Raw genomic sequence first — 26,331 nt, 5'->3', positions numbered from 1 at the left:
GGGGGAAAGGCAGATGTGACGGCACTATCAGTGGCACTCTGGCGTCCAGCACAGATCCGGGGCATTTGCCCCGGGTGGGAAAGGGACCGTCGCCATGGCAGATCACCAGGAAGCATCCGTCACTCTGCCGAGCGATCCCGCCTCGGTCGCCACCGCCCGCCGCTACGTCGCGGAGGTGCTGAGCGAGTGGGGTCTCCCCGATGACGCCGAGACCGCCGACAGCGTCCGGCTGATCGTCTCGGAGCTCGCCACCAACGCCGTGCAGCACACGTTCGGTCAGTCGCCCACCTTCACCGTCGACGTCCGGCTGGAGCGCCAGGAGTGGCTGCGCGTCGGGGTGACCGACAGCCACCCGCGCTGGCCCAGGCGGCTGCCGGCCGCCGTCCAGCAGGACAACGGCCGGGGCATGGTCATCATCCGCTGGCTGACCGCGGAGGCGGGCGGCCGGCTCTCGGTCACTCCGACCGAGGACGGCGGCAAGACGGTGTGGATCGCGCTGCCCTGGAGCGTCGGGGCCCCGGCGCGCAGCTGCACCGGTTACTGACTGCCTCATCCGGCTCAGGCGAGGCCGCGTTCGCCCGAGCTCCGCTCGATGCACAGCTCGTTGCCCTCGGGGTCGGCGAGGACGACCCAGCCCATGACGCCGTCCGCGTCGCGGCGGTCGTCCACGAGCTTCGCGCCGAGCCCGATCAGGCGCTCGACCGTCTCGTCCCGGGTGCCGGTGGGCGGCTGGATGTCCAAGTGGACCCGGTTCTTCACGGACTTGGCGTCCGGGACCCGGATGAACAGCAGGCCCGGTACGCCGGGCCGGCCGGGCTCCAGCAGGACCTCGTCGTCCCCCTCGACGTCGTCGGGATGCATGGTGAAGCCGGTCACGGCGGACCAGAACTCGGCGACCCGGTAGGGGTCCAGGGCGTCGAAGGTGATGTGCCGGACGGGGTTGACGAACATCTCTCTCCTCGATGTCGGATCCGGTTGCGGAGCCGTATACGGAAGTCGGGCGCGTGGGGCACCGGCATCGAACCGGGTACCTGCCCGAAACGTGGGTTAACTCAGACGAAAAGCGCAGCGTTTAGCGTGGCGGCCACGTCCGACCGCCAATGATCACCCATGATCCGGTAAAGCGGTGGTGGTCGGGGCGGAAAGCCTTTCCCCGCGTTGGGCAAGAGACGCTTGGTTCGGATACGCGCAGGTCAACAGAGTGTTGAAGGCCGGTAGGGTCGCCCCGCCCCTTGTCGATCTTGTCCCGGAAGCTTGGTGATACGAGTGCAACTGACACCGCACGAGCAGGAGAGACTGCTCATCCACGTGGCCGCCGACGTGGCCGAGAAGCGAAGGGCGCGCGGGGTCCGCCTCAACCATCCGGAGGCGATCGCGCTGATCACGTCGCACCTCCTGGAAGGCGCCCGCGACGGCCGGACCGTGGCCGAGCTGATGGCCTCCGGCCGCACCGTCCTGACCCGCGAAGAGGTCATGGAGGGCATCCCCGAGATGATCCACGACGTCCAGGTCGAGGCGACCTTCCCGGACGGCACCAAACTCGTCACGGTCCACGACCCGATCGTCTGAAACGGAGTGCCCCGCATGATCCCCGGCGAAATCGCCTTCGGGGACGGCCCGGTACCCCTCAACGAGGGCCGTCCCGTCACCCGTCTCACCGTGCTCAACGCCGCCGACCGGCCGGTCCAGGTCGGCTCCCACTACCACTTCGCCGAGGCCAATCCCGGCCTCGATTTCGACCGCTCGGCCGCCCGCGGGCTCCGGCTCAACGTCGCCGCCGGCACGGCCGTCCGCTTCGAGCCGGGCATCCCGGTCGCGGTGGAACTCGTACCGCTGGCGGGCTCGCGCACCGTACCCGGGCTGCGCGGCGAGACCGGAGGACCGCTCGATGGCTGAGCTCTCCCGCCAGGTGTACGCCGACCTCTTCGGGCCGACCGCCGGTGACCGGATCCGGCTCGCCGACACCGACCTCTTCGTGGAGATCGAGCAGGACCTCAGCGGCGGCCCCGGCCGGGCCGGCGACGAGGCCGTCTTCGGCGGCGGCAAGGTGATCCGCGAATCCATGGGCCAGGCCCGCACCACCCGGGCCGAGGGCGCCCCCGACACGGTGATCACCGGGGTCGTCGTCCTCGACCACTGGGGCATCGTCAAGGCCGACCTCGGCATCCGCGACGGCCGGATCTGCGGCATCGGCAAGGCCGGCAACCCCGACACCATGGACGGTGTCGACCCCGCCCTGGTCATCGGTCCCGAGACCGAGATCATCGCCGGCAACGGGAAGATCGTCACCGCCGGTGCCATCGACGCCCACGTGCACTTCATCTCCCCGACGGTCATCGAGGAGGCGCTCGCCTCCGGGATCACCACCCTCGTCGGCGGCGGGACCGGACCGGCCGAAGGCAGCAAGGCCACCACCGTCACCCCCGGCCCCTGGCACCTGGCCCGGATGTTCGCGGCGCTGGAGGCCTACCCGGTCAACATCGGCCTGCTCGGCAAGGGCAACACCATGTCCCGCGAGGGGATGCACTCCCAGCTGCGCGGCGGCGCCCTCGGCTTCAAGATCCACGAGGACTGGGGGGCCACCCCCGCCGTCATCGACGCCTGCCTCTCGGTGTGCGAGGAGACCGGCGCCCAGGTCGCCATCCACACCGACACGCTCAACGAGGCCGGATTCGTCGCCGACACCCTCGCCGCCATCGCCGGACGGACCATCCACTCGTACCACACCGAGGGCGCCGGCGGCGGGCACGCACCCGACATCATCACGGTGGTTTCCGAGCCGAACATACTGCCCAGCTCCACCAACCCCACCCGGCCGCACACCGTCAACACCGTCGAGGAACACCTCGACATGCTGATGGTCTGCCACCACCTCAACCCGGCCGTCCCCGAGGACCTCGCCTTCGCCGAGTCGAGGATCCGGCCGTCGACCATCGCCGCCGAGGACGTCCTCCACGACCTCGGAGCCATCTCCATCATCTCCTCCGACTCCCAGGCCATGGGCCGGGTCGGCGAGGTCGTGCTGCGCACGTGGCAGACCGCCCACGTGATGAAGAAGCGGCGCGGCTTCCTCCCCGGCGACGGACCTGCCGACAACCACCGGGCCCGCCGCTACGTCGCCAAGTACACGATCAACCCCGCGGTGGCCCAGGGGCTCGCCCGCGAGATCGGCTCGGTCGAGACCGGGAAACTCGCGGACCTGGTGCTGTGGAACCCGGCCTTCTTCGGGGTCAAGCCCGAACTCGTCATCAAGGGCGGCCAGATCGCCTACGCGCAGATGGGCGACGCCAACGCCTCCATCCCCACGCCGCAGCCCGTCCTGCCCCGGCCCATGTTCGGCAGCCACGGCCGCGCACCCGGCCTCAACTCCCTGAACTTCACCGCCCAGGCCGCGCTCGACGACGCACTGCCCGAACGCCTCGCGCTGGGCAAGCGGTTCGTCGCCATCGAGAGCACCCGCAAGGTGACCAAGGCGGACATGCGTAACAACGACGCCATGCCGAGGGTCGAGGTCGACGCCGACACCTTCACCGTCTCCATCGACGGGGAGGCGGTCGAACCGGCACCCGCGGCGGAACTGCCCATGGCCCAGCGCTACTTCCTGTTCTGAGAAGAGGTCCTTGCCGATGAGCCGCGCCGCGCTGCTCGTCCTCGCCGACGGCCGCTTCCCCGCCGGGGGACACGCCCACTCCGGCGGGGCCGAGGCCGCCTGCAAGGCGGGCCGGATCCACGACGCCGCCACCCTGGAGGACTTCTGCCGGGGCCGGCTGCACACCACCGGCCTCACCGCCGCCGCGCTCGCCGCTGCCGCCGCCCTCGGGCTCGACCCGGCCGTCCTCGACGCCGCCGCCGACGCCCGGACCCCCTCGCCGGCCCTGCGCACCGCGGCCCGGCGGCTCGGGCGGCAGCTGATGCGCGCCGCCCGGGCCACCTGGCCCGCCCCGGAACTGGAGGCCCTGGCCGCGGCGTTCCCGCGCGGGGCCCACCAGCCCGTGGTGCTGGGCGTCACCGCCCGGGCCGCCGGACTCGGGCCCGGGGACGCCGCGCACGTGGCGGCGTACGAGAGCGTCGGCGGGCCCGCCACCGCGACCGTACGGCTGCTGGGCCTGGACCCCTTCGAGGCGAGCGGGGTACTGGCCCGCCTCGCCCCCGAACTCGACGCGGTCGCGGCCCGGGCGGAGCGGGCCGCGCTGCGGTCCCGCTCGCAGGGCCCGGACGCACTGCCCGCGGCCTCCTCGCCGCTGCTGGACATCTCGGCGGAGGTCCATGCCGGCTGGCCGGTACGCCTCTTCGCCTCCTGACCCCGAAGGACACCTCCATGCACCTCGACCACGCCGTGACCTATCCCCACCGGCACACCCACAGCGCCGATCCCCTGCGGCCCGACGGCACCCGGCGCGCCCTGCGCATCGGACTCGGCGGCCCCGTCGGTTCCGGCAAGACCGCGACCGTCGCCGCCCTGTGCCGCGCCCTGCGCACCGAACTGTCCATGGCCGTCGTCACCAACGACATCTACACCCGCGAGGACGCCGAGTTCCTGCTCCGTGAGGCCGTCCTGCCACCCGAGCGGATCACCGCCGTCGAGACCGGGGCCTGCCCGCACACCGCCATCCGCGACGACATCTCCGCCAACCTGGAGGCCGTGGAGGAACTGGAGGACGCCTTCCAGGAGCACGGAAGGCTGGACCTGATCCTCGTCGAATCCGGCGGGGACAACCTCACCGCCACCTTCTCCCGCGGCCTCGTCGACGCCCAGATCTTCGTCATCGACGTGGCCGGCGGGGACGACATCCCCCGCAAGGGCGGCCCCGGCGTCACCACCGCGGACCTCCTCGTCGTCAACAAGACCGACCTCGCCCCTTACGTCGGTTCCGACCTCGACCGGATGGCACGTGACGCCGCCGCCCAGCGCGGCGAACTCCCCGTCGCCTTCCAGTCGCTGCGCGGCGCCGAGGGAGTCGGCCCGGTGGCCGCCTGGGTGCGCGAGCGGATCGCCGCCTGGGCCGTACGGTGACCAGCGCACCCCCCGTCACCCCCGCCCCGGCGGGGGTGCGGGCCACCGCCCGTGTCCACGCCGTGGCCGACGGGCGGGGCGGCACCGCCCTGCCGCTGCTCGCCGGGGAAGGGCCGCTCGCGCTGCGCCGCACCCGTTCGACGGCGGGCGAGGCCGGGGTCATGCTGGTCGGCGCGATGAGCGCCCCGCTCGGCGGGGACCACCTCACCGTCGAGGCCACCGCCGGGCCCGGCGCGCACCTCGCCCTCGGCTCGGCGGCGGCCACCCTGGCCCTGCCCGGCCGGTCCGGCGAGCCCGCGCGCTACGACGTACACCTCACCCTGGAGGACGGGGCCTCCCTGCGGTGGCTGCCCGAGCCACTGGTCTCGGTGCGCGGCAGCGACCTGCGGGTGCGCACCCGGATCCGGCTCGCCCCCACGGCACGGCTGGTGCTGCGCGAGGAGCAGGTGCTGGGCCGCACCGGGGAGGTTCCGGGCCTGCTGCGCAGCCGCCTCACCGTCGAGAGCGGGGGCCGCCCGCTGCTGGACCAGGAGCTCGCCTGTGGTCCCGGCGCCCCCGGAGGCTGGGACGGGCCCGCGGGCCTGGCGGGGTACCGGGCGCTCGGCCAACTCCTCGTCGTCGACCCGGCCTTCAGCGCGGATCCGCCCGCCGCGGCGGTCCTGGGGGAGTCCGCCGCGGTGACGCCGCTGGCCGGCCCGGCCGTCCTGGTCACGGCCCTGGCCGAGAACGCCCTGCTGGTGCGCGAGTTGCTCGACGCCGCCTGCCGGACCTACGGGTGGTGAAAGCGGGACGCAACAGGCACCGCTGAGCGGTACACGCCTCGCCGGTTATCGGGTTGGCAAAGAAGTCGATCCGGCCCTGTCGCCGGGTCCCGGTCAGACGACAGGATCCCCCTGCACGCCGACGACCGAACCCGACCAACCCGGCCGCCCACGGCGGCACCTGATGCAGGGGGAACAACCACGTGATACGCAACGCGGCGCTGGGGAGCGCCGCCACACTGATCACCGGCACACTCGCGGCGAGCCTGCTGCTGGCTCCGCCGGCCGCTGCGGCCTCCGCCGGCAGTGACGGCAGGCTGCCGGAGGCGCTGGGCGTCCAGATCGCCGCCGCCCGCGCCGCCCGCGCCGGGATCGACTGGAAGGACTGCCCGGCCGACTGGGGCTTCGAGAAGCCCATCCAGTGCGGCTGGGTGAAGGTCCCGCTCGACTACGCCAAGCCGTTCGGCAAGACCATCGACATCGCCGTCGACCGGATCGGCAGCACCGGTACCAAGGAGGAGCGCCAGGGCGCGCTCGTCTACAACCCCGGCGGCCCCGGCGGTTCCGGCATGCGCTTCCCGCGCCGCGTCACCACCAAGAGCCCGCTGTGGGTCAACACCTCCAAGGCCTACGACTTCGTCGGCTTCGACCCCCGCGGCGTCGGCCACTCGGCGCCGATCTCCTGCATCGACCCGCAGGAGTTCGTCAAGGCCCCCAAGGCGGACCCGGTCCCGGACTCCGAGGCCGACAAGCGCGCCCAGCGCAAGCTCGCCGCCGAGTACGCGGACGGCTGCAAGGAGCGCAGCGGCGAGATGCTGCCGCACATGACCACGCCGAACACCGCGCGCGACCTCGACGTGATCCGGGCCGGCCTCGGCGAGAAGAAGCTGAACTACCTCGGCGTCTCCTACGGCACCTACCTGGGCGGGGTCTACGCGACCCTCTTCCCGACCCACGTGCGCCGCATGATCGTCGACAGCGTGGTGGACCCGTCGCAGGACAACATCTGGTACGAGGCCAACCTCGGCCAGGACGTCGCCTTCCAGATGCGCTGGAACGACTGGCAGGACTGGGTCGCCAAGAACGACGCCGTCTTCCACCTCGGCGACACCCGCGCCAAGGTCGAGGCCCGCTACCAGAAGCTGCGCGCCAAGGCCAAGGCCGCCCCGCTCGGCGGGATCGTCGGCCCGGCCGAGCTCATCGGCTTCTTCCAGGGCGCCCCGTACTACGACTCCTCCTGGGTGCCCGTCGCCCAGACCTGGGCGGCGTACGAGGCCGGTGACGAGCAGGCGCTCGTCGACGCCATCGCCCCGGACATGACGGACGTCAAGGGCAACGCGGCCTCCGAGAACAGCAACGCCGTGTACACCGCCGTCGAGTGCGCCGACGCCAAGTGGCCCACCAGCTGGTCCAAGTGGGACCGGGACAACACCAAGCTGCACCAGAAGTACCCGTTCCTGACCTGGTCCAACGCGTGGATGAACCTCCCCTGCGCGACCTGGAAGGCCAAGCAGAGCACCCCGATCGCGGTCGGCGCCAAGCACGGGCTGCCGCCCGTACTGATCGTCCAGTCCGAGCGGGACGCGGCCACCCCGTACAAGGGCGCGGTCGAGCTGCACCGCCGCCTCGCCGGCTCGCGGCTGATCACCGAGAAGGGCGCGGGCTCGCACGGTGTGACCAGCCTGCTGAACCCCTGCATCAACACGCGGGTGGACAGCTACCTGCTCACCGGCAAGGTCGACGCCAAGGACGTGACGTGCGACCCGCACGCCACCCCCGTGGCCCCGGCCCCGGCCGCGGCGAAGTCCCTGTCGTCCGACGCCCCGGCCGAGTCCCCGGTCCTCCCGGCGCCGGAGGAGCTCCCCGCCGTCCGGTAAGGACCGGCGGTAGCGGACGGACGAGCGGGAGGAGGCTCAGCGCGCGGTGCGCCGGGCCTTCTTCCGTTCTTCCTCCTCCTCGGCCTTGACCTCGGCCGCGTACCGGTCGACGTACTCCTGGCCGGAGAGCCCGAGGATCGCGTACATGATCTCGTCGGTGACCGCCCGCAGGACGGCGCGCTCGCCCTCCATCCCGGCGTACCGGGAGAACTCCATCGGCTCACCGAAGCGGATCGTCACCCGCCGGATCTTCGGGAGCTTCTTCCCGGGCGGCTGGATCTCGAAGGTGCCGACCATCGCGCAGGGGATCACCGGCACCCCGGCGCCCAGTGCCATCGCCGCGACCCCCACCTTGCCCTTGTAGAGCCGGCCGTCGTGCGAGCGCGTCCCCTCCGGGTAGATCCCGAGCAGCTCGTCCTTGGCCAGCACGCCCAGACCTTCGCGCAGGGCCGCCTGTCCGGCGTTCTTGCCGGAGCGGTCCACGGGGATCTGCCCGGCGCTGCGGAAGAAGAACGCGGTGAGCCGGCCCTTGACCCCGGGGCCCGTGAAGTACTCGGCCTTCGCCAGGAACGTGATCCGCCGCTTCAGGATGGCGGGCATCAGGAAATGGTCGGAGAAGGACAGGTGATTGCCCGCGACGATGGCGGCCCCTTCCTCGGGGATGTTCTCCAGACCCTCGATCCGAGGTCTGAACAGCAGCCGCAGCAGAGGGCCGAGCAACACGTGCTTGAGCAAGTGGTAGAACACCAGGCCGCTCCCGTCGATATCCCGTTGTCACCGCCATTTTACGAACGGTGAGCCGCGGGTTGCAGGGGCGGGGGAGGACCTTACTCAGACATTGCGCGTCGCGGCCATCCCGGCGGTCAGCAGCCCCAGCACCACCCAGCCGAACCACAGCCAGCCGTTGCTGCCGAGGGCCACGGAATACGTGGCGACGGCCACCAGGGCGGCGAAGGTCATCACAGCCATCGCCTTAACGGATCCGGTCATGCCCCATGGTGGCGCGCGAAGCGGGTGTCGCGCTACTGGCCACGCGCTTGGAGCGAGGCGAGATACGCGTTGTAGGCCGCCAGCTCCTTGTCACCGCTGCGGTCCTCGGCCCGGTCGGACCGCCGCGCGGCCCGCTGCTCGGAGTGGTACCACTGGTAGACGAGGGCGATCAGGACCAGCACCGAGGGGATCTCGCTGAAGGCCCAGGCGATGCCGCCGCCCCACTGCTGGTCGAGCAGGGGGTCGATGCCCAGCGACGCCGGCGGGTTCGCGTACGTCTTGATCATCGGCTGGCTCGCCATCATCAGGGCGATGCCGAAGAAGGCGTGGAAGGGCATGCCCGCGAAGAGCTCCAGCATCCGCATCACGTAGCCCGGCCGGTGCGGGCCCGGGTCGATGCCCATGATCGGCCAGAAGAAGATCAGGCCGACCGCGAGGAAGTGGACCATCATCGCGATGTGCCCGGTCCGGCTCTCCATCAGGAAGTCGAAGAGCGGGGTGAAGTACAGGGCGTAGAGGCTCGCGATGAACATCGGGATCGTGAAGGCCGGGTGGGTGATCACCTTCATGTACCGGCTGTGCAGCAGCATCAGCAGCAGCTCGCGCGGCCCCTTGCGACCGCGGGCGGCCGGCGGCAGCGCGCGCAGCGCCAGCGTCACCGGGGCGCCCAGCAGCACCAGGATCGGGGTGACCATGCTGATCACCATGTGCTGGACCATGTGCACGCTGAACATGACCATGCCGTAGTCGTTCAGCTTGGTGCACATCACGAGGACCACGGTCAGCACGCCCACGGTGAAGGCGATGGTGCGGCCCAGCGGCCAGTCGTCCCCGCGCCGGCGCAGGCGCAGCACGCCCCACCCGTACAGGGCGAGCGCCGCCAGTGAGCCGATCAGGAAGAAGGCGTCGAACGAGAACTCCAGCCCGCGCCCGAGAGTGAACGGCGGCAGGTCCATGTCCATGTGCATGTCCATGCCGTGCCCGCTGTGATCCATCTGTTCACTCCCTCGACCGTGCTGCCCCACCACAGTAGTGCCGCCCCCGAGCGCTCGTGCGCGCGGGGGCGGCCCAGGGCAAAAGGGACGTACAAAAGGGACGTTACAGGACCGTCTGCGCCTCGTCGTACCGGTCGGCCGGGACCGTCTTGAGGGTCGAGGTCGCCTCGGAGAGCGGCACCATCACGATGTCCGTACCGCGCAGCGCGGTCAGCATGCCGAACTCGCCCCGGTGCGCCGCCTCCACCGCGTGCCAGCCGAAGCGGGTGGCGAGCACCCGGTCGTACGCGGTGGGCGTGCCGCCGCGCTGGACGTGGCCCAGGATCACCGGCCGGGCCTCCTTGCCCAGGCGGTTCTCCAGCTCCACGGCCAGCAGGTTGCCGATGCCGGCGAACCGCTCGTGGCCGTAGATGTCCTTGCCGCGCTCCTCGAAGTCCATCGAGCCGGGCCTGGGCTTCGCGCCCTCGGCCACCACGACGATCGCGAACCGCTTGCCCGCGGAGAACCGCTCGCCGACGATCGCCGTCAGCTCGTCGATGTCGAAGGGGCGCTCCGGGACGACGATCGCGTGCGCGCCCGCCGCCATGCCGGAGTGCAGTGCGATCCAGCCGGTGTGGCGGCCCATGACCTCCACGACCATCACGCGCTGGTGGGACTCGGCGGTGGTCTTCAGCCGGTCGAGCGCCTCCGTGGCCACTCCGACTGCGGTGTCGAAGCCGAAGGTGACGTCGGTGGAGGCGATGTCGTTGTCGATGGTCTTCGGGACACCGACGATCGGCAGCCCGGCCTCGGAGAGCAGGTTCGCGGCCTTCAGCGTGCCCTCGCCGCCGATCGGGATGATCGCGTCGAGGCCGAGGTCCGCCACGTGGCCGCGGGCGCGCTCCACGCCGTCGCGCAGGTGCTCGGGCTGGACCCGGGAGGAGCCGAGGATGGTGCCGCCGCGGGCGAGGATGCCGCCGACGGCGTCGAGGTCGAGCTTGCGGTAGTCGGCCTCCAGGAGGCCCTTCCAGCCGTCGAGGAAGCCGATCACCTCGTCGCCGTGGTCGACCACGGCACGGTGCACGACGGAGCGGATGACGGCGTTGAGACCGGGGCAGTCGCCACCGGAAGTGAGCACACCTATGCGCATGGCAGGAACGGACCTTTGCAACGTGGGCCGACGACCGGACCACGTCGTCCGGTTGGAACTACGGCCACCCTACAAGCGGTGGAGAGGTGGACTGAACCATCCTCCACATGCTGGTCGCACTCGTCGTACAAAACCACGTCGGCCCGGTTCCCCCTAGGGAAAACCGGGCCGAACAGATGATGACGGGGCCGCCCCGATGAGCGGTCCGCAGGGCCTCTAGGCGGGCTGCGTCGCGGCGGCGATGCGCTCCGCGCGCAGCGCCTCGTACCACCGGTCGTCTATGGCCGGCAGCGCGTTCACGTCGAGGGCCAGCTTCAGCAGCAGGTCCGCGATCTGCGGGTTGCGGGCCATCACGGGACCGTGCATGTACGTGCCGAACACCGTGTCGTTGTACGCGCCTTCGGTGCCGTCACCGGTGCCGTTGCCGCGGCCCATGGTCACCCGGGCGAACGCCTTGGCGGTCGGGCCGAGGTGGGTCACGCCCTGGTGGTTCTCGAAGCCCGTCAGCTGCGGCAGGCCCAGGCGCGGGTCGATGTCCGCGAGGACGTCGCCCACGCACCGCTCGCCCTCACCGCGCAGGGTGACGACGTCCAGCAGGCCGAGGCCCTCCTGGCGCTGGCCCTGGTCGTTGACGAACTCCTTGCCGAGGATCTGGTACCCGGCGCACACGGAGAAGACGATCGCCCCGTTCGAGACGGCCCGCTCCAGGCCGCCGTCGCGCAGCAGGCGTTCCGCGGCCAGGCGCTGCGGCCGGTCCTCGCCACCGCCGATCAGGTAGATGTCGCCCGAGGTGGGGATCGGCTGGTCGCTGCGCACGTCCACGCGCTGCACGTCCAGGCCGCGCTGGCGCGCCCGGCGCTCCACCACGAGGGCGTTGCCCTGGTCTCCGTACGTGCTCAGCAGGTCCGGGTAGACCCACACCAGACGCAGGCTGTTGTCGCTCATGCTCTTGTCCTTTATGGGTACTAGTTGCCGACGCGGCGGCGCACGTCCTGGAAGGCGGTGTAGTTGGCGATCAGCTCGATCTGCCCGGGCGGCGCGAGCTGCACGGCCTCGTCGAGGGTGTCGCACACGCGGAAGTCCAGGCCCGCGACCTCCAGGCGGACCGCGAGGTCCAGCTTGCGGTCACCGATCACGAAGATCGGGTGGCCGGCCAGCCGCGGGTAGTCCACGTCCCACAGCCACGAGGTGTCGGTGCCGTCGGCACCGCGCGCGTTCACCGAGAGGATCACCGGGGTCGGCGGGGGATCGATCAGCGAAAACGTTTCGAGCCAGCCCGCCGGGTTCTTCGCGAGCAGCAGCCGCAGCTCACGGCCCTGGAAGGTGACCACGTCGTACCGGCCGGCGACGGCCTGCACCTGGTACATCCGCTCCAGCGCGACCTGCGGCGGGACCCCGAAGACGGCGGCCACGGCGGCCGAGGTCGCGGCGTTGGCCTTGTTGGCGCGGCCGGGGAGCTGCAGGTGGATCGGCCAGGCCGAGCCGTGCGGGTCCAGGACGTGGTCGCCGGAGAGCACCCAGGTCGGGGTCGGGCGCCGGAATCCGCACTCGCCGCAGAACCAGTCGTCGCCGGGGCGCTGCATGACGCCACCGCAGGAGGGGCACGACCAGGCGTCGTCCTTCCACTCCTGGCCGGCCGCGACCCACACCACGTTCTGGGAGGAGGAGGCGGACCACACGATCAGCGGGTCGTCGCAGTTGGCGACGATGACCGCCTTGGAGCCCTGGAGGCCCTCGCGCCACTTCTCCGCGAGCATGCGGGTCTCGGCGGCGCGGTCCAGCTGGTCACGGGAGAGGTTGAGCAGGGCGATCACCTTGGGGGTGACGTCCCGGGCCACTCCGGCCAGGTACTTCTCGTCGACCTCGATGACGCCGTACTTGGCGTCCGAGCCGCCGGCCAGCGCCGAGGTGATGCCGGCCGGCATGTTGGCGCCGAGGGCGTTGGACACGACCGGACCGCTGGCCCGCAGGGCCTCCGCGATCAGTCGGGTCGTGGTGGTCTTGCCGTTCGTCGCGGATACGAGGACGACATCGAGATGTTGCGCCAGCGCGCCGAGAAGATCGGGGTCGAGCCTGAGTGCGACCTTGCCACCGATCACCGATCCGCTTCCGCGTCCCGCGGCCCGCGACACCGCCGCCGCGGCCTTGCCCGCCGTCACGGCCAGCTTGGCCCGCGGCGAAAGCGGCTCCGTGTTGCCTGCCATCGTCCCTTGTCCTCCTTGCGTCGGTCGGCCCCAGCCTATCCAGTACCGGCCGGAGCCTTGACCGCGGCGCCCCCGCCCCGCCGCGGATCTCCTCATATAGTCGCCCGTCGTAGGCTTAACGCCATGCGACAGCGCGCCATCCCCGGTACCACCGGCCTCGTCCGCACCATGAGCCTGTTGGGTGATCCGGTGCTCCACTCCGCGTGCGCGGAAGTCACCGAATTCGGCCCGGAACTCGACCGGCTCATCGAGGACATGTTCGCCACGATGTACGCCGCCGAGGGTGTCGGGCTCGCCGCGAACCAGATCGGCGTCGGACAGCGGGTGTTCGTCTACGACTGCCCCGACGACGAGGAGGTCCGCCACGTCGGGCACATCGTCAACCCCCGGCTGGTGACGGCCGACGGGGACGAGTTCCTCGGGCCGGAGGGCTGCCTGTCCCTGCCGGGGCTGGAGGCGGGGACGGCCCGCTTCGACCACGCGGTGGTCGAAGGCGTGACGTCGGACGGGGCGGCGGTCCGGATCGCCGGGACCGGGTTCTTCGCGCGGTGCCTGCAGCACGAGTGCGACCACCTCGACGGGAGGGTGTACGCGGACCGCGTGACGGGCCTGCGCGCCCGTCGCCTGCGGCGGGCGATCCGGAAGACGTCCTGGGGCGCCGAGGGCATCTCCAGCCTCGCCGGCGTTTGAGCAGGGGCACACCCCAGCGGTAGCTGGGGGAGGGTCCGGGCGGAGCCCGGTGCCCGGCGGAGCCGGGTTCCCTGGGGCTCCGCCCCAGACCCCGCGCCTCAGACGCCGGCGAGGCTGAATTTGCCCGGCGAGGCTGACAGGGGCTAGAAGCCCGGGCCGTCCTCGCGGTTGCCGGCGGTGGCCAGGCGGCCCCAGAGGAGGTCGGTGAGGCCCGCGACGAGGTCCGCCCGCTCGCACGGCCGCTCGCCCAGCCACCAGTCGCCGGCCGCGTGCATCATGCCGACGATCCCGTGGCCCCAGATCCGGGCGAGGCGTTCGCCCCCCGGGCCGAGGTCGACCCGCTCGCCGATCACCTCGGCCAGCTCCTCGCCGAGCCGGCGCAGCAGCGGCGCCGAGTGCAGGCCCACGTCGAAGCCGCGTTCCGCGCTGTGGGAGTCCTCGGCCGGGTGCATGAGGAAGCGGTAGACCTGCGGGCGGGCCTCGATGGCGGCAAGATAGGTGTCGAGAGTCGCCTCCACCCGGCGGCGCCGCTCGGCGGGGGCGTCGAGCGCGGCCCGCAGCGAGTCGAGCAGTGCGTCGGTGTGCCGGACGGCGAGGGCCTGGTAGAGGCCGGCCTTGTCCCCGAAGTGCCGGTAGAGGATGGGCTTGGTGATGCCGGCCTCCGCCGCGATCGCGTTCATGGAGGCCTTGGGGCCGTCCCTGAGCACGACCCGGTCGGCGGCTTCGAGCAGCTCCCGCCGGCGGCGTTCGGCCGCTCCCGGTTCGCCGGCCTGCTGAGTGGTCTCCATGACGTGTTTCTCTCCCCGCCCTTGCGATGTGCGTGACGCCCACGCAACGTAACACCCCGGACACCCCGTCGATCGAACCGGAGGTCGCCCCCGTCCGGCGTCGTGGCCGGTGCCGACGGTGCTTGACAGTGCTTACTCGCCGGTAACAGACTGTGGTCTCCGCGTAGGTTACCGCTAGTAACTTCCGCATGGACGAGTACAGAACAGGTGGAGGGGACATGGCGGAGTTCACCATGGAGCTGAACGACGACCAGAAGCAGGTGCGGGACTGGATCCACGGCTTCGCCGCCGATGTGATGCGCCCCGCCGCCGCCGAGTGGGACGAGCGCGAAGAGACTCCCTGGCCCGTCATCCAGGAGGCCGCCAAGGTCGGCATCTACTCGCTCGACTTCTACGCCCAGCAGTTCTTCGACCCGACCGGACTCGGCATCCCGATGGCGATGGAGGAGCTCTTCTGGGGCGACGCCGGCATCGCGCTGTCCATCGTCGGCACCGGCCTCGCGGCCATCGGTGTCGTCGCCAACGGCACCGAGGAGCAGATCGGCACCTGGATCCCGCAGATGTACGGCACCCCTGACGACGTGAAGGTCGCCGCCTTCTGCTCCTCGGAGCCGGACGCCGGCTCCGACGTCGGCTCGATGCGCACCCGGGCGGTCTACGACCAGGCCAAGGACGAGTGGGTGCTCAACGGCACCAAGACCTGGGCGACGAACGGCGGCATCGCCAACGTCCACATCGTGGTCGCGGTCGTCGACCCCGCGCTCGGCACCAAGGGGCACGCCTCCTTCATCGTCCCGCCGAACACCCCCGGCCTGTCCCAGGGGCAGAAGTTCAAGAAGCACGGCATCCGCGCCTCGCACACCGCCGAGGTGGTGCTGGAGGACGTACGGATCCCCGGCTCCTGCCTGCTCGGCGGCAAGGAGAAGCTGGACGAGCGCCTCGCGCGGGCCCATGAGCGCGCCCGCAGCGGCGGCGGCGAGCGGGTGAAGAACGCGGCCATGGCCACCTTCGAGGCCTCCCGGCCGGCGGTCGGCGCCATGGCCGTCGGCACCGCGCGTGCCGCGTACGAGGTGGCGCTGGACTACGCGAAGACCCGCACCCAGTTCGGCCGCCCGATCATCGACAACCAGGGCGTGGCCTTCCAGCTCGCCGACATGCGGACGCAGATCGACGCGGCCCGCCTGCTGGTGTGGCGCGCGTCCTGGATGGCGGTGGCGGGCCGGCCGTTCGAGTCGGCGGAGGGCTCGATGTCGAAGCTCTTCGCGAGCGAGGTCGCCAAGAAGGTCACCGCCCAGGCCGTCCAGATCCTCGGCGGCAACGGCTTCACCCGTGAGTACCCGGTCGAGCGCATGCACCGGGACAGCGCCATCTACACGATCTTCGAGGGCACCAGCGAGATCCAGCGCCTGGTGATCGCCCGGACGATCTCCGGCATGCCGATCCGGTAGTCGCGGGTGCCCGCAGGGGCCCGCCGGGGTACGGGGTGAGCGCCCCGTACCCCGAACGTGATCCGCGGCTCCGGCCCGACCAGCCGCCTCAGGGCCGGAGCAGCCGCGTGAGGGCCCGGCCGAAGAGGAGTCGGCCCGCCGCCGCGATCAAGGGATCCAGTGCGCGCGGGAGGCCGCGCAGGCGCAGCTCCTCGCGCCAGTGGATCTCCGCGCCTCCGGTGGCGAGGGGGCGGATCTCGATCTCCGCCCAGCCCGTCACCGTCCGTCCGCGCTTCTCCAACCGGACCAATCCCGGCGAACCCTCCGTGGGGGGCCGCCACACGACGACTTCCATGCGGTCGTCGAATGTGATCCTGCTCACGCCCGTGCGCGCGGTGAAGATCGTTCCGACGTGGGTCGGGGGCGGCGTCTCGATGATCGTCCGGGTGAGGGGGACCTGTGCGCCGTGGCGCTCCCAGTCCGTGAGCATCGACCACGCCTGGACCGGCGCGAAAGACGTGCGATGAATGATCCGGATAGCGGGCATGAGCGCATCGTAAGCGGGCATACACACCGTGAACTGGACGGCGAATATGGGTTCCGTCCGGGGGCGGCGATCAGTAATACTCACCGCCACCGTGGATCGCGGAATCGACCGGGTGACCCACCGGCGCTCCCGCCCCACTTCGCGAGGAGGTGCGCCATGTGCTCCCACCAGCCACCCTGCCCTACCGCCGACAGCGCCGATCACGACGCCGCCCGCATCGTGGCTTCCCATCCCGAACAGGGCTGGAGCCTGCTGTGCAACGGAGTCGTGGTGTTCGACGACACCGGTGAACTGCTCCCCGACAGCCGCACGGTGGAACCCCGCCGCCCGGCCCTGGTCTGAGCGAGGAGGCAGCATGCGCCAGCAGCTGATCCGCAAGCCCGTCCCGAAGCCCGCCCCCCGAGACCTGGACCTGCGCACACCGTCGGGCAGACCCCTCCCGTACTGACGGGAGCCCAGGACTTAGGTACTCCGGACCCACCGGCCGGCACTCAGCCGGTGGGCGCAGCCGCGCCGCCCAGGAACGCCGCCTCGTAGGCGGCGTCCCCGATCGCCGCGCGGGCCTGCCGCTCGCCCTGGTCCCGCAGGGCCGTCAGTGAGGGCGAGCCCATCTGCGGCCGGCCCACCGTGCGCCACCAGGCGTGCCCGGTGCCGAGCAGCCGCGCCGCGAGTTCACCGTCGCCCAGACCGGCCACGGCCGCGGCCAGCAGGTCCAGGCCGAGCGCGATGCCGAAGCGGTCGCCGAGCAGCCGCTTGCCGGAGAGCATGGCCCGTACGTGCCGGGAGGCCTCCCCGTGGTCGCCCAGGCCCAGCGCCGCCACCGCCAGGATGTAGTCCGCGTACGCCCGCAGCCAGCGCTCGCCCAGCTCCACGCAGGCCTCCCGCAGGGACATCGCCTCCTCGGTCGCCTCCTCGAAACGCCGCAGGTCGCACAGGGCGTAGCCGGTGGCCAGCTTGCACAGGAGCCAGCCCGCGCCGCTGGTGCGTCCGCCGTGCCCGGCCCGGGCGCGCGGACCGGCGAGCCGCAGGGCCCGTACGGGGTCACCGGGCATGAGGACCGCCGCCGCGTGCAGGTAGCCCGCGCGCAGCTCCCGCTCGGGGTCCGCGAGCCGGGCCGCGTCGCGTGCGCACTCGTCGCCGAGCCGCTGTGCCGCGTCCATGTCGCCCTGGAGCAGTGCGGTGAGCCCGAGGGCCCATACGGCCTGGTTGTACGCGGCCCCCGTACGCGGACCGGCCCGCAGGGCCCGTTCCAGGAAGCCGCGGCCCTCGTGGACGTGCCCGCACCCGAACCAGTAGAACCACAGGGCTCCGGCCATCTCCAGCGCCGCCGTCGGGTCGGCGGCGATCAGGTGTTCCAGGGCGGTGCGCAGCTGCGCGTGCTCGGCGGTGATCCTGCGGTACCAGTCCACCTGTCCGGGCCCCATCCACCCCCGGTCGGCGGCCTGGGAGAGCGCGGCGTACCAGTGGGCGTGCCGGTCGGTGACGATCTCCACCTCGCCGAGCTCGCCCAGCCAGTCCTGCCCGTACTCGCGGATCGTGTCCAGCATCCGGTAGCGGGTCCCGGCCCCGCGTTCCTCGGTGCGCAGGACCACGGACTTGGCGGCGAGGCCCGCCAGCAGGCGCTCCACCCGGGCGGCCGGCAGCGGCCCGCCCGAACACACGGCGCGCGCCGCGGCGATGTCGAAGTCTCCGGTGAAGGCCGAGAGCCGGGCCCACAGCAGCCGCTCCAGCGGCTCGCACAGTTCGTGGCTCCAGCCGATCGTGGTCCGCATCGTCTGGTGCCGGCGCGGCAGTGCGGCCCGGGCGTCGGACAGCACCTCGAGGCGCTCGCCGATCCGCTCGGCCATGTGTTCCAGCGTCCACAACCGCATCCGGGCTCCCGCGAGTTCCAGCGCGAGGGGGATGCCGTCGAGGCGCCGGCACACCTCGGCGGCCACCGCGGTCCGCTCGGGGTCGGCGAAGACCGCAGCTGCCCGCGGGGTGGCGGCCAGGGCACGGGCCCGGAAGAGCGTGAGGGCGTCGCTGTCGGGCCCCTCGCAGGGCAGCGGACGGACCTCGACGACCTCCTCGGTCGGCATGCCGAGCGGCTCGCGGGAGGTGACCAGGATCGTCAACCCGGGTGCGGACTGCAGGAGTTCGCCGACGAGATGACGGCAGTCGGCCACCAGGTGCTCACAGGTGTCCAGCACCAGGAGCAGTTCCTTGTCGGCCATCCACGCACACAGCTCCTCGTCGGGAGGGCGCGGGGAGTGGTCGGCGAGGCCGACGGCATGGGCGACGGTGGCGGTGAGCAGGCTCGGATCGCGCAGGGGCGACAGCTCCGCCCACCAGACCCCGTCGGGGCGTGCCTGGCGGGCGGCCGCGACGGCCCGCAGGGCGAGCCGTGACTTGCCGACACCGCCCACCCCCGTGAGGGTGACCAGTCTTCGCTCGGTCAACAGGCTTTCGAGCAGCCGCAGTTCGTTCTCCCGGCCGACGAAGCTCGCGGGTTCCGGCGGCAGGTTGCCGGGCGCCGGGCGGGCGTCCGGGCCGGGATCGCCGTCCGTGGAGTCTGCCTGATTGTCATTGAACGAGTACTCACCGAACACGGATGTATTGTGCGCGATCTTCCTGTGCGGCCGTGCCGTTCAGGCCGGATCGGTGTCTTCTTTCACGCGAGGAGTGTGATCCGCCGCTCCGCCGAGAAGGATCCCCAGTTGCCGTCGGGGAGTCTGGCCCGCAGTTTCACGGCCCACACCGTGCCGGTCGGCTCGGCCACCGTGAGCCGGTGCTCCGCCCGGCCGCTGGGTACGGCACCCGCTCCGAACTGGATGACGGTCGTGGGCGTTCCGTTGACGTACAGCTCGTACTCCGTCGTCTCGCCCCCGGTGTCCGGGGCGGTCCAGGTCAGGGTGACGGTGCCGGGGGAGGCCGTCGCGGCGAACTCGGCGGGGGCCGTCCCGGGGCCGTTGCCGGAGGCGGGCGGGGTCGTCACGTCCACTGCGGGGCCGTCGGGGGAGGAGTTGTCGGCCCCGTCGCGGGCCCGGACGGTGAAGGTGTAGACGGTGTCCGGCCGGAGGCTGTCCAGGGCCGTGGAGGTCTCGCCGGGGCCGGCGGTGTGGATCCGGACGCCGCCCTGGTAGACGTCGTAGGCCGTGACCCCGGTGTCGTCGGTCGCCGCCGTCCAGGTCACCCGGGCGGACCGGGGCCCGGTCGCCAGGGCGGTGGTGGCGGCCGGGGAGGTGGGGGCCGTACGGTCCTCGGCCTTGGCGGCCGGGGTGGTGACCTGGGCGGCGGGGCCGGGTGACGAGAGGTTCCCGGCGGCGTCCTCGGCCCGGACCGTGAAGACGTAACCGGTCTGCGGGGCGAGGCCGGTGATGTCGACCATGGTCTTCTCGGCGGGGAGTTCGCGGACCAGGCGGCCGGCTTCGAAGACCTGGTAGCCGGTCACCCCGTCCTGGTCGGCCGCCGCGTCCCACATGACGTGCACGCTGGTGGCGCTGCCGGCCTGGGCGGTCAGCCCGGCGGGGGCGGGCGGGGGCCGGGTGTCGGGCGCGGTGCAGGCCGTGAGGGTGGTGATGCCGGTGATGCCCGAGACGGCCAGGCAGAGGGCGAGCGTGGGGGCGCTGCGTCGCACGGGGTGCCTTCCTCGGCTTCCTTAATGGTCTAGACATATATGGCACGGCGGGTGGCAGCCCGACAAGACCCCTGCACCCGGCGGCCCGTGGTGTGCCCGGATTCGTGTTCCTCCGTCCCCGCTCCGGCATCAAGGCGGAAGGCGGGCGACCGCACGAGCCGCCGGTCCGCGACGGGTTCGTCAAGGACCGACCGGCCGTCACCGACGGTCAACACCCGTACGGCGGACACGTGTTTCGCCCGAAGGCACCCCCTCCTGCGCCACCATGACGGCGAGTAAGGAGGTTTCGATGGTGATTTCCCTCTCGGTGGTCGTCCTGCTCCTCATCCTGGCCTGGATCTTCCTGCGCAGCGGCGGTCTCAAGTTCTCGCACGCCGTCGTCTGCGCGCTGCTGGGCTTCTACCTCGCCAGCAGCAGCATGGCCACGACCATCCACAACGGCCTGACGGCCACCGCGAACGTCGTGTCCAGCCTCAACCCTTGATCGACTGTTGCGCCTTCGTGAATCATCGGGCCCTTCCATGGACTCCTCGGGCGGTGCGATCTAGCGTCTGGCGGCGGCGCGACATCAGACGCAATGTCAACAACGCTCAGAGACATGGAGGAGTCCGGATGTTCCGAAGACCGCTGAACTGTGCCGTGCTGCCCGTCGTCGCCGCACTCACGGTGATGTACGGGGGCTCGCCGGCCCAGGCCGAGGAGATACCCAAGGCCCCCGGCCACCGCCTCGTCACCCACTACGACGGCACCCCCGCGGCCGCCGTCCCCCTGCCCGGCGAGGCGCCGCCGCAGCACCCCTTCCTCGCGCCCAACGGCCGCAGCGGCATGCACTCCGACGCGGCGGGCAGCGCCACGGCCCCCTGGGCGGGGCCGCTCGGCAAGAACCCGAAGGTGACCAGCGAGAAGATCGCCGCGCTCGGCGGCGAGTGCGCCACCGCGACCTTCGACTCGGCCGGCCGGCTCGTCACGGTGTGCGGCACCTTCTCCGGCTTCAAGGTCAAGCTCCTGGAGCCCCGGACGCTCGCCACCCTCGCCGAACACCAGCTCCCGCAGCGCTCCTCGACCGTCGAGGCGATCACCTCGCTCGACTTCGCGAAGATATTCAAGGACACCTCGGGCGGTGCCTACTTCTACCTGGACGACCAGGACCGCGCCGTGCTGGCCGACTCCCGCCAGCACGTCCTGCGCCTGTCCCACTCCCAGAACCCCGACGGGAGCTGGAAGTTCACGGTCGACGACGACTGGGACCTCACCGGGCACGTCCCGCACGACTGCGTGACCTGGACCAACCTGTGGCCCAGCGGCACCTGTGACCCCGTCACCTCCGTCATGCCCGACTGGAACGGCCGCATCTGGTGGGTCACCCGCCAGGGCCGGGTCGGCACGGTGGATCCGGCGACCGACCGGATCCGCTCCGTCCGGCTCGCGGGCGAGGAGATCCAGAACTCGTTCTCGGTCGCGGAGGACGGGGTCTCCATCGTCTCCGACCACGCGCTCTACAGCTTCCGTGCCGGCCCCGACGGCACCCCCGAGATCCAGTGGCGCCAGACGTACGACCGGGGCACCGCGCCGAAACCCGGTTCGGTCAACCAGGGTTCGGGCACCACCCCGGACCTCTTCGGCCAGGGCTACGTCGCCATCACCGACAACGCCGACGACCGGATGAACGTCCTGGTCTACAAGCGGGGCGTGGACGTGCCGGCCGACCGGCGGCTCGTCTGCAGGGTGCCCGTCTTCGGCTCCGGCGCCTCGACCACGGACAACTCCCTGATCACCTGGGGCAACAGCATCGTCGTCGAGAACAACTACGGCTACGAGAACCCCACCACCCTGCTTCTGGGCAAGTCCGTCGTGGGCGGAGTGGCCCGCATCGACGTCCGCCCCGACGGCAGCGGCTGCGACACGGTCTGGGAGAGCGCGATCCGCGCTCCCTCCGTCGTCCCGAAGCTCTCCACCGCCAACGGGCTGCTCTACTTCTACGAGAAGGAGCCGAACGCCTGGGGCATCGACGCCTGGTACCTCACGGCCGTGGACTTCCGCACGGGTGAGCGCCGCTGGCGGCAGCTGACCGGCACCGGTCCGCTCTTCGACAACAACTGGGCCCCGATCACCCTCGGCCCCGACGGCACCGCGTACGTCGGCGTCTTCAACGGCATCGTCGCGGTCCGCGACAGCTGACGGACCAGCCGGCCGCCCGGCGCGTGGCCGCGACGACCTCCCGGTCCAGGGCGGGTCAGGACAGGTCACGCGCCCGGCGGCCGACACGGTGGGCCGACCGGGCGAACACCACGGCCGGGCGGGCCGCGAGCCACGGGGGCCCGGGCAGCCTCCGTCTCCCGGGGCAGGTCGTTCCGGAGCCGGGCTCCGCCGGTCCGGCACGCCCTCGCGCAGGACCGGCGCCGCGCCTACGGCCCCGCCCCGCCCCCGGACCCGGCCGCCCGCAGTCTGTCGACCACCGCCAGCCGCGCCCCGACGTCCAGGTCCCACAGCCGTACGGTGCCGTCCGTACTGCTGCTGGCCACCGTCCGTCCGTCGGGAGCGAAGACGACGCCCCACACCGCGTTCGTGTGGCCGGACAGCGCGGCCACCGTCCGGCGCCCGGCCACGTCCCACAGCCGCACCGTGCGGTCGTTGCCACTGCTCGCGAGCGTGCGGCCGTCGGGGGAGAAGGCGATGCCCCGCGCCGAACCCGTGTGCCCGGCCAGTGCCGCCTCGAAGCGGTGGAGCCGCGCGTCCCACAGCCGTACGGTCCCGTCGTTGCCGCTGCTCGCCAGCGTCCGCCCGTCCGGGCCGAAGGCCACACCGCGCACCGCGCCCCGGTGGCCGGTGAGGACGGCGAGCGGGCGGCGCCCCGCCACGTCCCACAGCCGGACCGTCAGATCGTCCCCGGCGCTCGCCAGGGTGCGCCCGTCGGGGCTGAACGCCACGTCGTTGGCGAAGTCCGTGTGCCCCGTCAGCACGGCCAGCTGCCGGCGCCCCGCCACGTCCCACAGCCGTACGGTGCCGTCGGAGCCGGCCGAGGCGAGCGTCCGCCCGTCCGGTGAGAAGACCACCGAGAACACGGTCCCGCCCGGGCCGTCGAGCACGGCGGACCGGCCGTGGACCGCCGTGTCCCACAGCCGGATCGTGCCGTCGGAGCCGGCCGAGGCCAGAGTCCGCCCGTCGGGCGCGAAGGCCACCGAGAACACCGTCTCGGCGTGCCCCGTGAACGTGGCCACGACGCGGCGCCCCGAGACGTCCCACAGCCGTACCGCGTGATCCGCCTCCGCGGTCGCCAGCCACTTCCCGTCCGGGCTGTACGCGGCGTGCCAGATCTCCGTGAACGGCCGCGACGCCAAGGCCGCGCCCCGCAGGTCCCACAGCACCACCGACTGGTCGAAACCGGCGGTGGCCAGCACCGTGCCACCGCCGTCCACGGCCACCCCGAGGACGTAGTCGGTGTGCCCGGCCAGCGTGGCCGCCGCCCGGCCCCCGGCCACGTCCCACAGCCGGGTCGTACCGTCGCCGCCCGCGCTGACGACCGTCGTCCCGTCCGGGGTGTAGGCGACGGCGTTCACGTCGTCGCTGTGCCCGCTGAGCGTGGCGGTCGCCCGGCGCCCGGCCACGTCCCACAGCCGGACCGTGCGGTCGACGCCCCCCGTGGCGACCGTACGGCCGTCCGGCGCGAACGCCACGCCGAGCACCTCGTCGGTGTGCCCGGTGAGGACCGCGAGCGGACCCGCCTCCACCGGATCCCACAGCCGGACGGTCCGGTCGGCACCGGCCGACACCAGCGTCCGGCCGTCGGCGGCGTACGCCAGGGCGTTCACCCGCCCGGTGTGCCCGGTGAGCGATGCGAGCGCGCGGTGGTCCCCGGCGGCGTCCCACAGCCCGATCGCCCCGTCGGCACCGGCGACGGCCAGGCTCCGCCCGTCGGGTGCGAAGGCCACCGCCCTGGACCCCGTCGTACTCGCCGGGAGCCGCGCCCCCGCGCCGTGCCCGGCGGTGTCCCAGAGCTGCGCCGGCCCGTCCGTGGAGGTGGCCGCGAGCATCGACCCGTCGGGACTGAAGGTCACCGCGCGCACCCGCCCGGGCATGGTGAAGGTCGCGATCGTCCGGCGGTCGGCCACCCTCCGCAGGATCACCTTCCCGTCCGAACCGGCCGTCGCCAGCATGCCGTTGCCCGGGCCGAAGGCCACCGCGTTGACCGGCCCCCCGTGCCCGCCCAGCCGGGCGATGAACGGCTGGGACTGGGTGCTCAGCAGCGCCCCGCGGGCTTCGCTCGTGGCCGAGGTCCGGTACGCCTCCGCCGCGAGCAGCATCGAGGCCTCCGGCCGGCCCGAGGCCAGCGCCGCGGACTGCAGGGCCAGTGCCCGCGAACGGGCCACGCGCTCCTGGCCGAGCGCGCCCGCGCGCTGCTGGTACGCGAGCCCGCCCGCGCCCACGGCGAGGACCAGCAGGACCACGAGCGTCGCCAGCGCCCACTGCCGCAGCCGCACCTGACGCCCCGCCTGCCGCTCACGGCCGTGCTGCGCGTCCTGGCTCGCCCGCAGGAAGGCGGACTCCAGCGGGCCGAGCCGGCTCCTGCCGTCGTGTTCGTCGGCCCAGGCCCGGGCGGTCTCCAGCCGGGTCCCGCGGTGCAGCGCGGACGGATCGCGTCCCTCACGCTCCCATTCGGCGGCGGCGTGGGCCAGTTGCTGGTGGACCAGGAGCCCGGCCCGGTCGGCGCTGATCCAGCCGCGCAGCCGCGGCCAGGCGTGCAGCAGGGCCTCGTGGGTGATCTCCACGGTGTCGCTGTCCATGGTGATCAGGCGGGCCCGTACGAAAGTGTCGAGCGCGGCCGCGGCGGGGCCCGCATCGGCCAGCTGTTCCATCAGGGCGGTCCGGCTCATCCGGCGGCGCGTGGCCCCCGTACCGTCGGCGACGTGCACCAGCCGGACCAGGACGCGGCGGAGCGTGTTCTGCTCGGCCGGGTACAGGCGGGTGAACACCTCCTCGGCGGTGCGGGCGATCGCCCCCTGGATGCCGCCGGTGCGCTCGTACCCGTCCACGGTCAAGGTGGCGCCCTCGCGCCGGCGCCAGGTGGCCAGCAGGGCGTGCGAGACGAGGGGGAGCACCCCGGACGGCGCCCGGTCGGGCTGGTCGTCGCGCACTCCGGCGTCGCGCATCAGCAGTGGGAACAGACCCGGCTGGAGGGTGAGGCCGGCGAGCTCCGCCGGGCGGGCGATCGACTCCCGCAGCTCGGCCAGGGACATGGCGGGCAGGACGAACAGCCCCCGGGCGAAGACCGGGGCCAGCTCCGGCAGGTCCAGGCAGCTCCCGGAGAAGTCGGCCCGTACGCCGAGCACCACGACGGCGGGGTCGGGCGGGTCCGCGGCGGGGCCGGCCGGTGCGGGCGCGGTCGCCAGCGCGCACAGCACCCGGACGAACGCACGCCGCTCGTCCTCGTCGGAGCACAGAGTGAACAGCTCCTCGAACTGGTCGACGATCAGCACCGGACGCGGGGGCGGCGGCGTCCGGTCCGGGCCGTCCGCCGGGGTACCGCCCGCGCACCGCCGGACGGCTTCGAGCAGCGCGGACGGCCGGTCCCGCACCTCGCCCGCGGTGACGCCGAGATCGCCCCCCAGCGCCTTCGCGGCGCAGGCCACGAGCTCCTCCAGCGGGTCCGCGGTGGGCGTGAACCGCAGTACGGGCCAGCTGTCGGAGCCCGGCACCGGGAAGCCGCCCCCGCGCAGCGCCGCCACCAGACCGGCGTTCAGCAGGGAGGACTTGCCCGCGCCCGACGGGGCGAGCAGCATCAGCGGCCCCTCCCCGATCCGTTCGAAGACCCGCTCGATCAGCTCGGCCGTAGCCCGATCCCGCCCGAAGAACCAGCGGGCCTCCCGCGCGGTGAAGGCCGGCAGGCCCTGGTAGGGGCACTGGCCGTCCGCCTGCGGACCGGCGTCGCTCCCGCCGCCCCCGCCCCCGACGCCGTCGCGCGGCCCCGGTTCCCGGACCAGCCGCACCAGTTCACCCCCGGCCCGCAGTACCTCGTCGCAGCGGCGTGCGACGTCGACGGTGACGCGCTTCGAGCCGGTCTCGATCTTGCTCAGATAGCCCTTGCTGTAGTGCGTCTGCCGGGCGAGGTCCGCGAGGGACAGGCCACGTTGCACCCGCAGACGTCTCAGCTGTGCGGGAAAGGGCATCGCGGCGTCGTCGGACGCGTGCGGGCGGCCGGTCTCGCGCCGGTGGTCCGGATCCCCCAAGACATCCCCCATGGCAGTGCGCGCCCAGGCAGCGGTACGGGAGCGCCCAGGCTACAGCGGGGGTGGGGC

At 72.5% G+C, this 26,331-nt stretch carries 25 protein-coding genes; 13 read left to right on the top strand and 12 right to left on the bottom strand.

Features of this window, described 5'->3' with window-relative positions:
- Nucleotides 1-94 precede the first annotated feature (94 nt).
- Entirely contained in the window at nt 95-544 is a 450-nt protein-coding gene (locus DEJ51_RS04235) for an ATP-binding protein (protein ID WP_150256344.1), read from the top strand.
- A 14-nt stretch (nt 545-558) separates the two neighbouring features.
- Here the strand turns inward: DEJ51_RS04235 and DEJ51_RS04230 are convergent, their stop codons facing one another.
- Entirely contained in the window at nt 559-951 is a 393-nt protein-coding gene (locus DEJ51_RS04230; RefSeq protein ID WP_150256343.1) for a VOC family protein, read from the bottom strand.
- Between the two features lie 315 nt (nt 952-1,266).
- Here DEJ51_RS04230 and DEJ51_RS04225 point away from each other — a divergent pair, with 315 nt between their 5' ends.
- From DEJ51_RS04225 to DEJ51_RS04195, 7 genes are all read left to right on the top strand, one after another.
- Nucleotides 1,267-1,569 carry an urease subunit gamma gene (locus DEJ51_RS04225; RefSeq protein ID WP_030011137.1) on the top strand — a complete coding sequence of 101 codons (303 nt, stop codon included), beginning with the start codon at nt 1,267-1,269 and terminating at the stop codon, nt 1,567-1,569.
- 15 nt (nt 1,570-1,584) lie between these two features.
- Complete coding sequence (locus DEJ51_RS04220; protein WP_150256342.1) at nt 1,585-1,896, top strand: urease subunit beta; 312 nt, start codon at nt 1,585-1,587, stop codon at nt 1,894-1,896.
- Complete coding sequence (locus DEJ51_RS04215; RefSeq protein ID WP_150256341.1) at nt 1,889-3,610, top strand: urease subunit alpha; 1,722 nt, start codon at nt 1,889-1,891, stop codon at nt 3,608-3,610. Before DEJ51_RS04220 ends, DEJ51_RS04215 begins: the two co-directional genes overlap by 8 nt.
- 16 nt (nt 3,611-3,626) lie before the next feature.
- Nucleotides 3,627-4,301 (top strand): urease accessory protein UreF, encoded by a 675-nt coding sequence (locus DEJ51_RS04210; RefSeq protein WP_150256340.1) that lies wholly within the window; start codon nt 3,627-3,629, stop codon nt 4,299-4,301.
- Between the two features lie 17 nt (nt 4,302-4,318).
- Nucleotides 4,319-5,014 carry an urease accessory protein UreG gene (gene ureG / locus DEJ51_RS04205; RefSeq protein WP_150256339.1) on the top strand — a complete coding sequence of 232 codons (696 nt, stop codon included), beginning with the start codon at nt 4,319-4,321 and terminating at the stop codon, nt 5,012-5,014.
- Nucleotides 5,011-5,796, top strand: coding sequence for an urease accessory protein UreD (locus tag DEJ51_RS04200; RefSeq protein ID WP_223835658.1), 786 nt, complete (start codon nt 5,011-5,013; stop codon nt 5,794-5,796). The genes ureG and DEJ51_RS04200 overlap by 4 nt, the downstream gene beginning before the upstream one ends.
- A gap of 182 nt (nt 5,797-5,978) precedes the next feature.
- Nucleotides 5,979-7,652: an alpha/beta hydrolase gene (locus tag DEJ51_RS04195; protein WP_150256337.1), complete on the top strand. Its 1,674-nt coding sequence runs from the start codon at nt 5,979-5,981 to the stop codon at nt 7,650-7,652.
- 36 nt (nt 7,653-7,688) lie between these two features.
- Here the strand turns inward: DEJ51_RS04195 and DEJ51_RS04190 are convergent, their stop codons facing one another.
- From DEJ51_RS04190 to DEJ51_RS04170, 6 genes are all read right to left on the bottom strand, one after another.
- Complete coding sequence (locus DEJ51_RS04190) at nt 7,689-8,399, bottom strand: lysophospholipid acyltransferase family protein (RefSeq protein WP_150256336.1); 711 nt, start codon at nt 8,397-8,399, stop codon at nt 7,689-7,691.
- Between the two features lie 84 nt (nt 8,400-8,483).
- A complete protein-coding gene (locus DEJ51_RS34370) occupies nt 8,484-8,642 on the bottom strand; it encodes a hypothetical protein (RefSeq protein ID WP_030010293.1) in 159 nt (52 codons plus the stop codon).
- Between the two features lie 32 nt (nt 8,643-8,674).
- Nucleotides 8,675-9,637: a cytochrome c oxidase assembly protein gene (locus DEJ51_RS04185; protein ID WP_150256335.1), complete on the bottom strand. Its 963-nt coding sequence runs from the start codon at nt 9,635-9,637 to the stop codon at nt 8,675-8,677.
- A gap of 103 nt (nt 9,638-9,740) precedes the next feature.
- Nucleotides 9,741-10,766, bottom strand: coding sequence for a 6-phosphofructokinase (locus DEJ51_RS04180; protein WP_150256334.1), 1,026 nt, complete (start codon nt 10,764-10,766; stop codon nt 9,741-9,743).
- 216 nt (nt 10,767-10,982) lie between these two features.
- Complete coding sequence (locus DEJ51_RS04175; RefSeq protein WP_150256333.1) at nt 10,983-11,711, bottom strand: type 1 glutamine amidotransferase; 729 nt, start codon at nt 11,709-11,711, stop codon at nt 10,983-10,985.
- 20 nt (nt 11,712-11,731) lie between these two features.
- The gene (locus DEJ51_RS04170) at nt 11,732-12,970 is read right to left on the bottom strand and encodes a MurT ligase domain-containing protein (RefSeq protein ID WP_150256332.1); all 1,239 of its coding nucleotides are present in this window, start codon (nt 12,968-12,970) and stop codon (nt 11,732-11,734) included.
- A gap of 123 nt (nt 12,971-13,093) precedes the next feature.
- Here DEJ51_RS04170 and def point away from each other — a divergent pair, with 123 nt between their 5' ends.
- Entirely contained in the window at nt 13,094-13,660 is a 567-nt protein-coding gene (def, locus tag DEJ51_RS04165) for a peptide deformylase (protein ID WP_150256331.1), read from the top strand.
- A gap of 143 nt (nt 13,661-13,803) precedes the next feature.
- Here the strand turns inward: def and DEJ51_RS04160 are convergent, their stop codons facing one another.
- Complete coding sequence (locus tag DEJ51_RS04160; RefSeq protein ID WP_150256330.1) at nt 13,804-14,448, bottom strand: TetR family transcriptional regulator; 645 nt, start codon at nt 14,446-14,448, stop codon at nt 13,804-13,806.
- A gap of 218 nt (nt 14,449-14,666) precedes the next feature.
- Here DEJ51_RS04160 and DEJ51_RS04155 point away from each other — a divergent pair, with 218 nt between their 5' ends.
- On the top strand, nt 14,667-15,896 hold the full coding sequence (locus DEJ51_RS04155) for an acyl-CoA dehydrogenase family protein (protein ID WP_150256329.1): 1,230 nt from the start codon (nt 14,667-14,669) through the stop codon (nt 15,894-15,896).
- Between the two features lie 88 nt (nt 15,897-15,984).
- On the opposite strand, the gene DEJ51_RS04150 is transcribed toward DEJ51_RS04155, so the two are convergent.
- Nucleotides 15,985-16,422 (bottom strand): SRPBCC family protein, encoded by a 438-nt coding sequence (locus tag DEJ51_RS04150; RefSeq protein ID WP_150256328.1) that lies wholly within the window; start codon nt 16,420-16,422, stop codon nt 15,985-15,987.
- Between the two features lie 156 nt (nt 16,423-16,578).
- Between DEJ51_RS04150 and DEJ51_RS04145 the strand changes: the two genes are divergently transcribed.
- Nucleotides 16,579-16,764 (top strand): DUF5999 family protein, encoded by a 186-nt coding sequence (locus DEJ51_RS04145; RefSeq protein ID WP_030011808.1) that lies wholly within the window; start codon nt 16,579-16,581, stop codon nt 16,762-16,764.
- A gap of 149 nt (nt 16,765-16,913) precedes the next feature.
- Here DEJ51_RS04145 and DEJ51_RS04140 read toward each other — a convergent pair whose 3' ends face one another.
- Nucleotides 16,914-19,010, bottom strand: coding sequence for an ATP-binding protein (locus DEJ51_RS04140; RefSeq protein WP_150256327.1), 2,097 nt, complete (start codon nt 19,008-19,010; stop codon nt 16,914-16,916).
- Nucleotides 19,011-19,072: 62 nt separating this feature from the next.
- Entirely contained in the window at nt 19,073-20,038 is a 966-nt protein-coding gene (locus tag DEJ51_RS35470) for a fibronectin type III domain-containing protein (protein WP_263411695.1), read from the bottom strand.
- Between the two features lie 289 nt (nt 20,039-20,327).
- Here DEJ51_RS35470 and DEJ51_RS04130 point away from each other — a divergent pair, with 289 nt between their 5' ends.
- Together DEJ51_RS04130 and DEJ51_RS04125 are read left to right on the top strand one after the other, a co-directional pair.
- Nucleotides 20,328-20,522, top strand: a complete 195-nt coding sequence (locus DEJ51_RS04130) for a hypothetical protein (protein WP_150256326.1) — start codon at nt 20,328-20,330, stop codon at nt 20,520-20,522.
- A gap of 128 nt (nt 20,523-20,650) precedes the next feature.
- Nucleotides 20,651-22,216, top strand: coding sequence for a hypothetical protein (locus DEJ51_RS04125; protein ID WP_150256325.1), 1,566 nt, complete (start codon nt 20,651-20,653; stop codon nt 22,214-22,216).
- 227 nt (nt 22,217-22,443) lie between these two features.
- Here the strand turns inward: DEJ51_RS04125 and DEJ51_RS04120 are convergent, their stop codons facing one another.
- Nucleotides 22,444-26,274 (bottom strand): helix-turn-helix domain-containing protein, encoded by a 3,831-nt coding sequence (locus DEJ51_RS04120; RefSeq protein WP_190620198.1) that lies wholly within the window; start codon nt 26,272-26,274, stop codon nt 22,444-22,446.
- Nucleotides 26,275-26,331: the final 57 nt, after the last annotated feature.

This window comes from Streptomyces venezuelae (assembly GCF_008642275.1).
Taxonomy (GTDB): domain Bacteria; phylum Actinomycetota; class Actinomycetes; order Streptomycetales; family Streptomycetaceae; genus Streptomyces; species Streptomyces venezuelae_E.
Note: the sequence above shows the minus strand (reverse complement) of the source record. Positions and strands in the feature narration are given on the sequence as shown.

What these genes read in the sequence shown, in the direction of transcription:
- DEJ51_RS04235 (WP_150256344.1), top strand. Translation starts at nt 95, where the DNA reads ATGGCAGATCACCAGGAAGCATCCGTCACTCTGCCGAGCGATCCCGCC.
- DEJ51_RS04230 (WP_150256343.1), bottom strand. Translation starts at nt 951, where the DNA reads ATGTTCGTCAACCCCGTCCGGCACATCACCTTCGACGCCCTGGACCCC.
- DEJ51_RS04220 (WP_150256342.1), top strand. Translation starts at nt 1,585, where the DNA reads ATGATCCCCGGCGAAATCGCCTTCGGGGACGGCCCGGTACCCCTCAAC.
- DEJ51_RS04215 (WP_150256341.1), top strand. Translation starts at nt 1,889, where the DNA reads ATGGCTGAGCTCTCCCGCCAGGTGTACGCCGACCTCTTCGGGCCGACC.
- DEJ51_RS04210 (WP_150256340.1), top strand. Translation starts at nt 3,627, where the DNA reads ATGAGCCGCGCCGCGCTGCTCGTCCTCGCCGACGGCCGCTTCCCCGCC.
- ureG (WP_150256339.1), top strand. Translation starts at nt 4,319, where the DNA reads ATGCACCTCGACCACGCCGTGACCTATCCCCACCGGCACACCCACAGC.
- DEJ51_RS34370 (WP_030010293.1), bottom strand. Translation starts at nt 8,642, where the DNA reads ATGACCGGATCCGTTAAGGCGATGGCTGTGATGACCTTCGCCGCCCTG.
- DEJ51_RS04185 (WP_150256335.1), bottom strand. Translation starts at nt 9,637, where the DNA reads ATGGATCACAGCGGGCACGGCATGGACATGCACATGGACATGGACCTG.
- DEJ51_RS04180 (WP_150256334.1), bottom strand. Translation starts at nt 10,766, where the DNA reads ATGCGCATAGGTGTGCTCACTTCCGGTGGCGACTGCCCCGGTCTCAAC.
- DEJ51_RS04175 (WP_150256333.1), bottom strand. Translation starts at nt 11,711, where the DNA reads ATGAGCGACAACAGCCTGCGTCTGGTGTGGGTCTACCCGGACCTGCTG.
- DEJ51_RS04170 (WP_150256332.1), bottom strand. Translation starts at nt 12,970, where the DNA reads ATGGCAGGCAACACGGAGCCGCTTTCGCCGCGGGCCAAGCTGGCCGTG.
- def (WP_150256331.1), top strand. Translation starts at nt 13,094, where the DNA reads ATGCGACAGCGCGCCATCCCCGGTACCACCGGCCTCGTCCGCACCATG.
- DEJ51_RS04160 (WP_150256330.1), bottom strand. Translation starts at nt 14,448, where the DNA reads ATGGAGACCACTCAGCAGGCCGGCGAACCGGGAGCGGCCGAACGCCGC.
- DEJ51_RS04155 (WP_150256329.1), top strand. Translation starts at nt 14,667, where the DNA reads ATGGCGGAGTTCACCATGGAGCTGAACGACGACCAGAAGCAGGTGCGG.
- DEJ51_RS04150 (WP_150256328.1), bottom strand. Translation starts at nt 16,422, where the DNA reads ATGCCCGCTATCCGGATCATTCATCGCACGTCTTTCGCGCCGGTCCAG.
- DEJ51_RS04145 (WP_030011808.1), top strand. Translation starts at nt 16,579, where the DNA reads ATGTGCTCCCACCAGCCACCCTGCCCTACCGCCGACAGCGCCGATCAC.
- DEJ51_RS04130 (WP_150256326.1), top strand. Translation starts at nt 20,328, where the DNA reads ATGGTGATTTCCCTCTCGGTGGTCGTCCTGCTCCTCATCCTGGCCTGG.
- DEJ51_RS04125 (WP_150256325.1), top strand. Translation starts at nt 20,651, where the DNA reads ATGTTCCGAAGACCGCTGAACTGTGCCGTGCTGCCCGTCGTCGCCGCA.
- DEJ51_RS04120 (WP_190620198.1), bottom strand. Translation starts at nt 26,274, where the DNA reads ATGGGGGATGTCTTGGGGGATCCGGACCACCGGCGCGAGACCGGCCGC.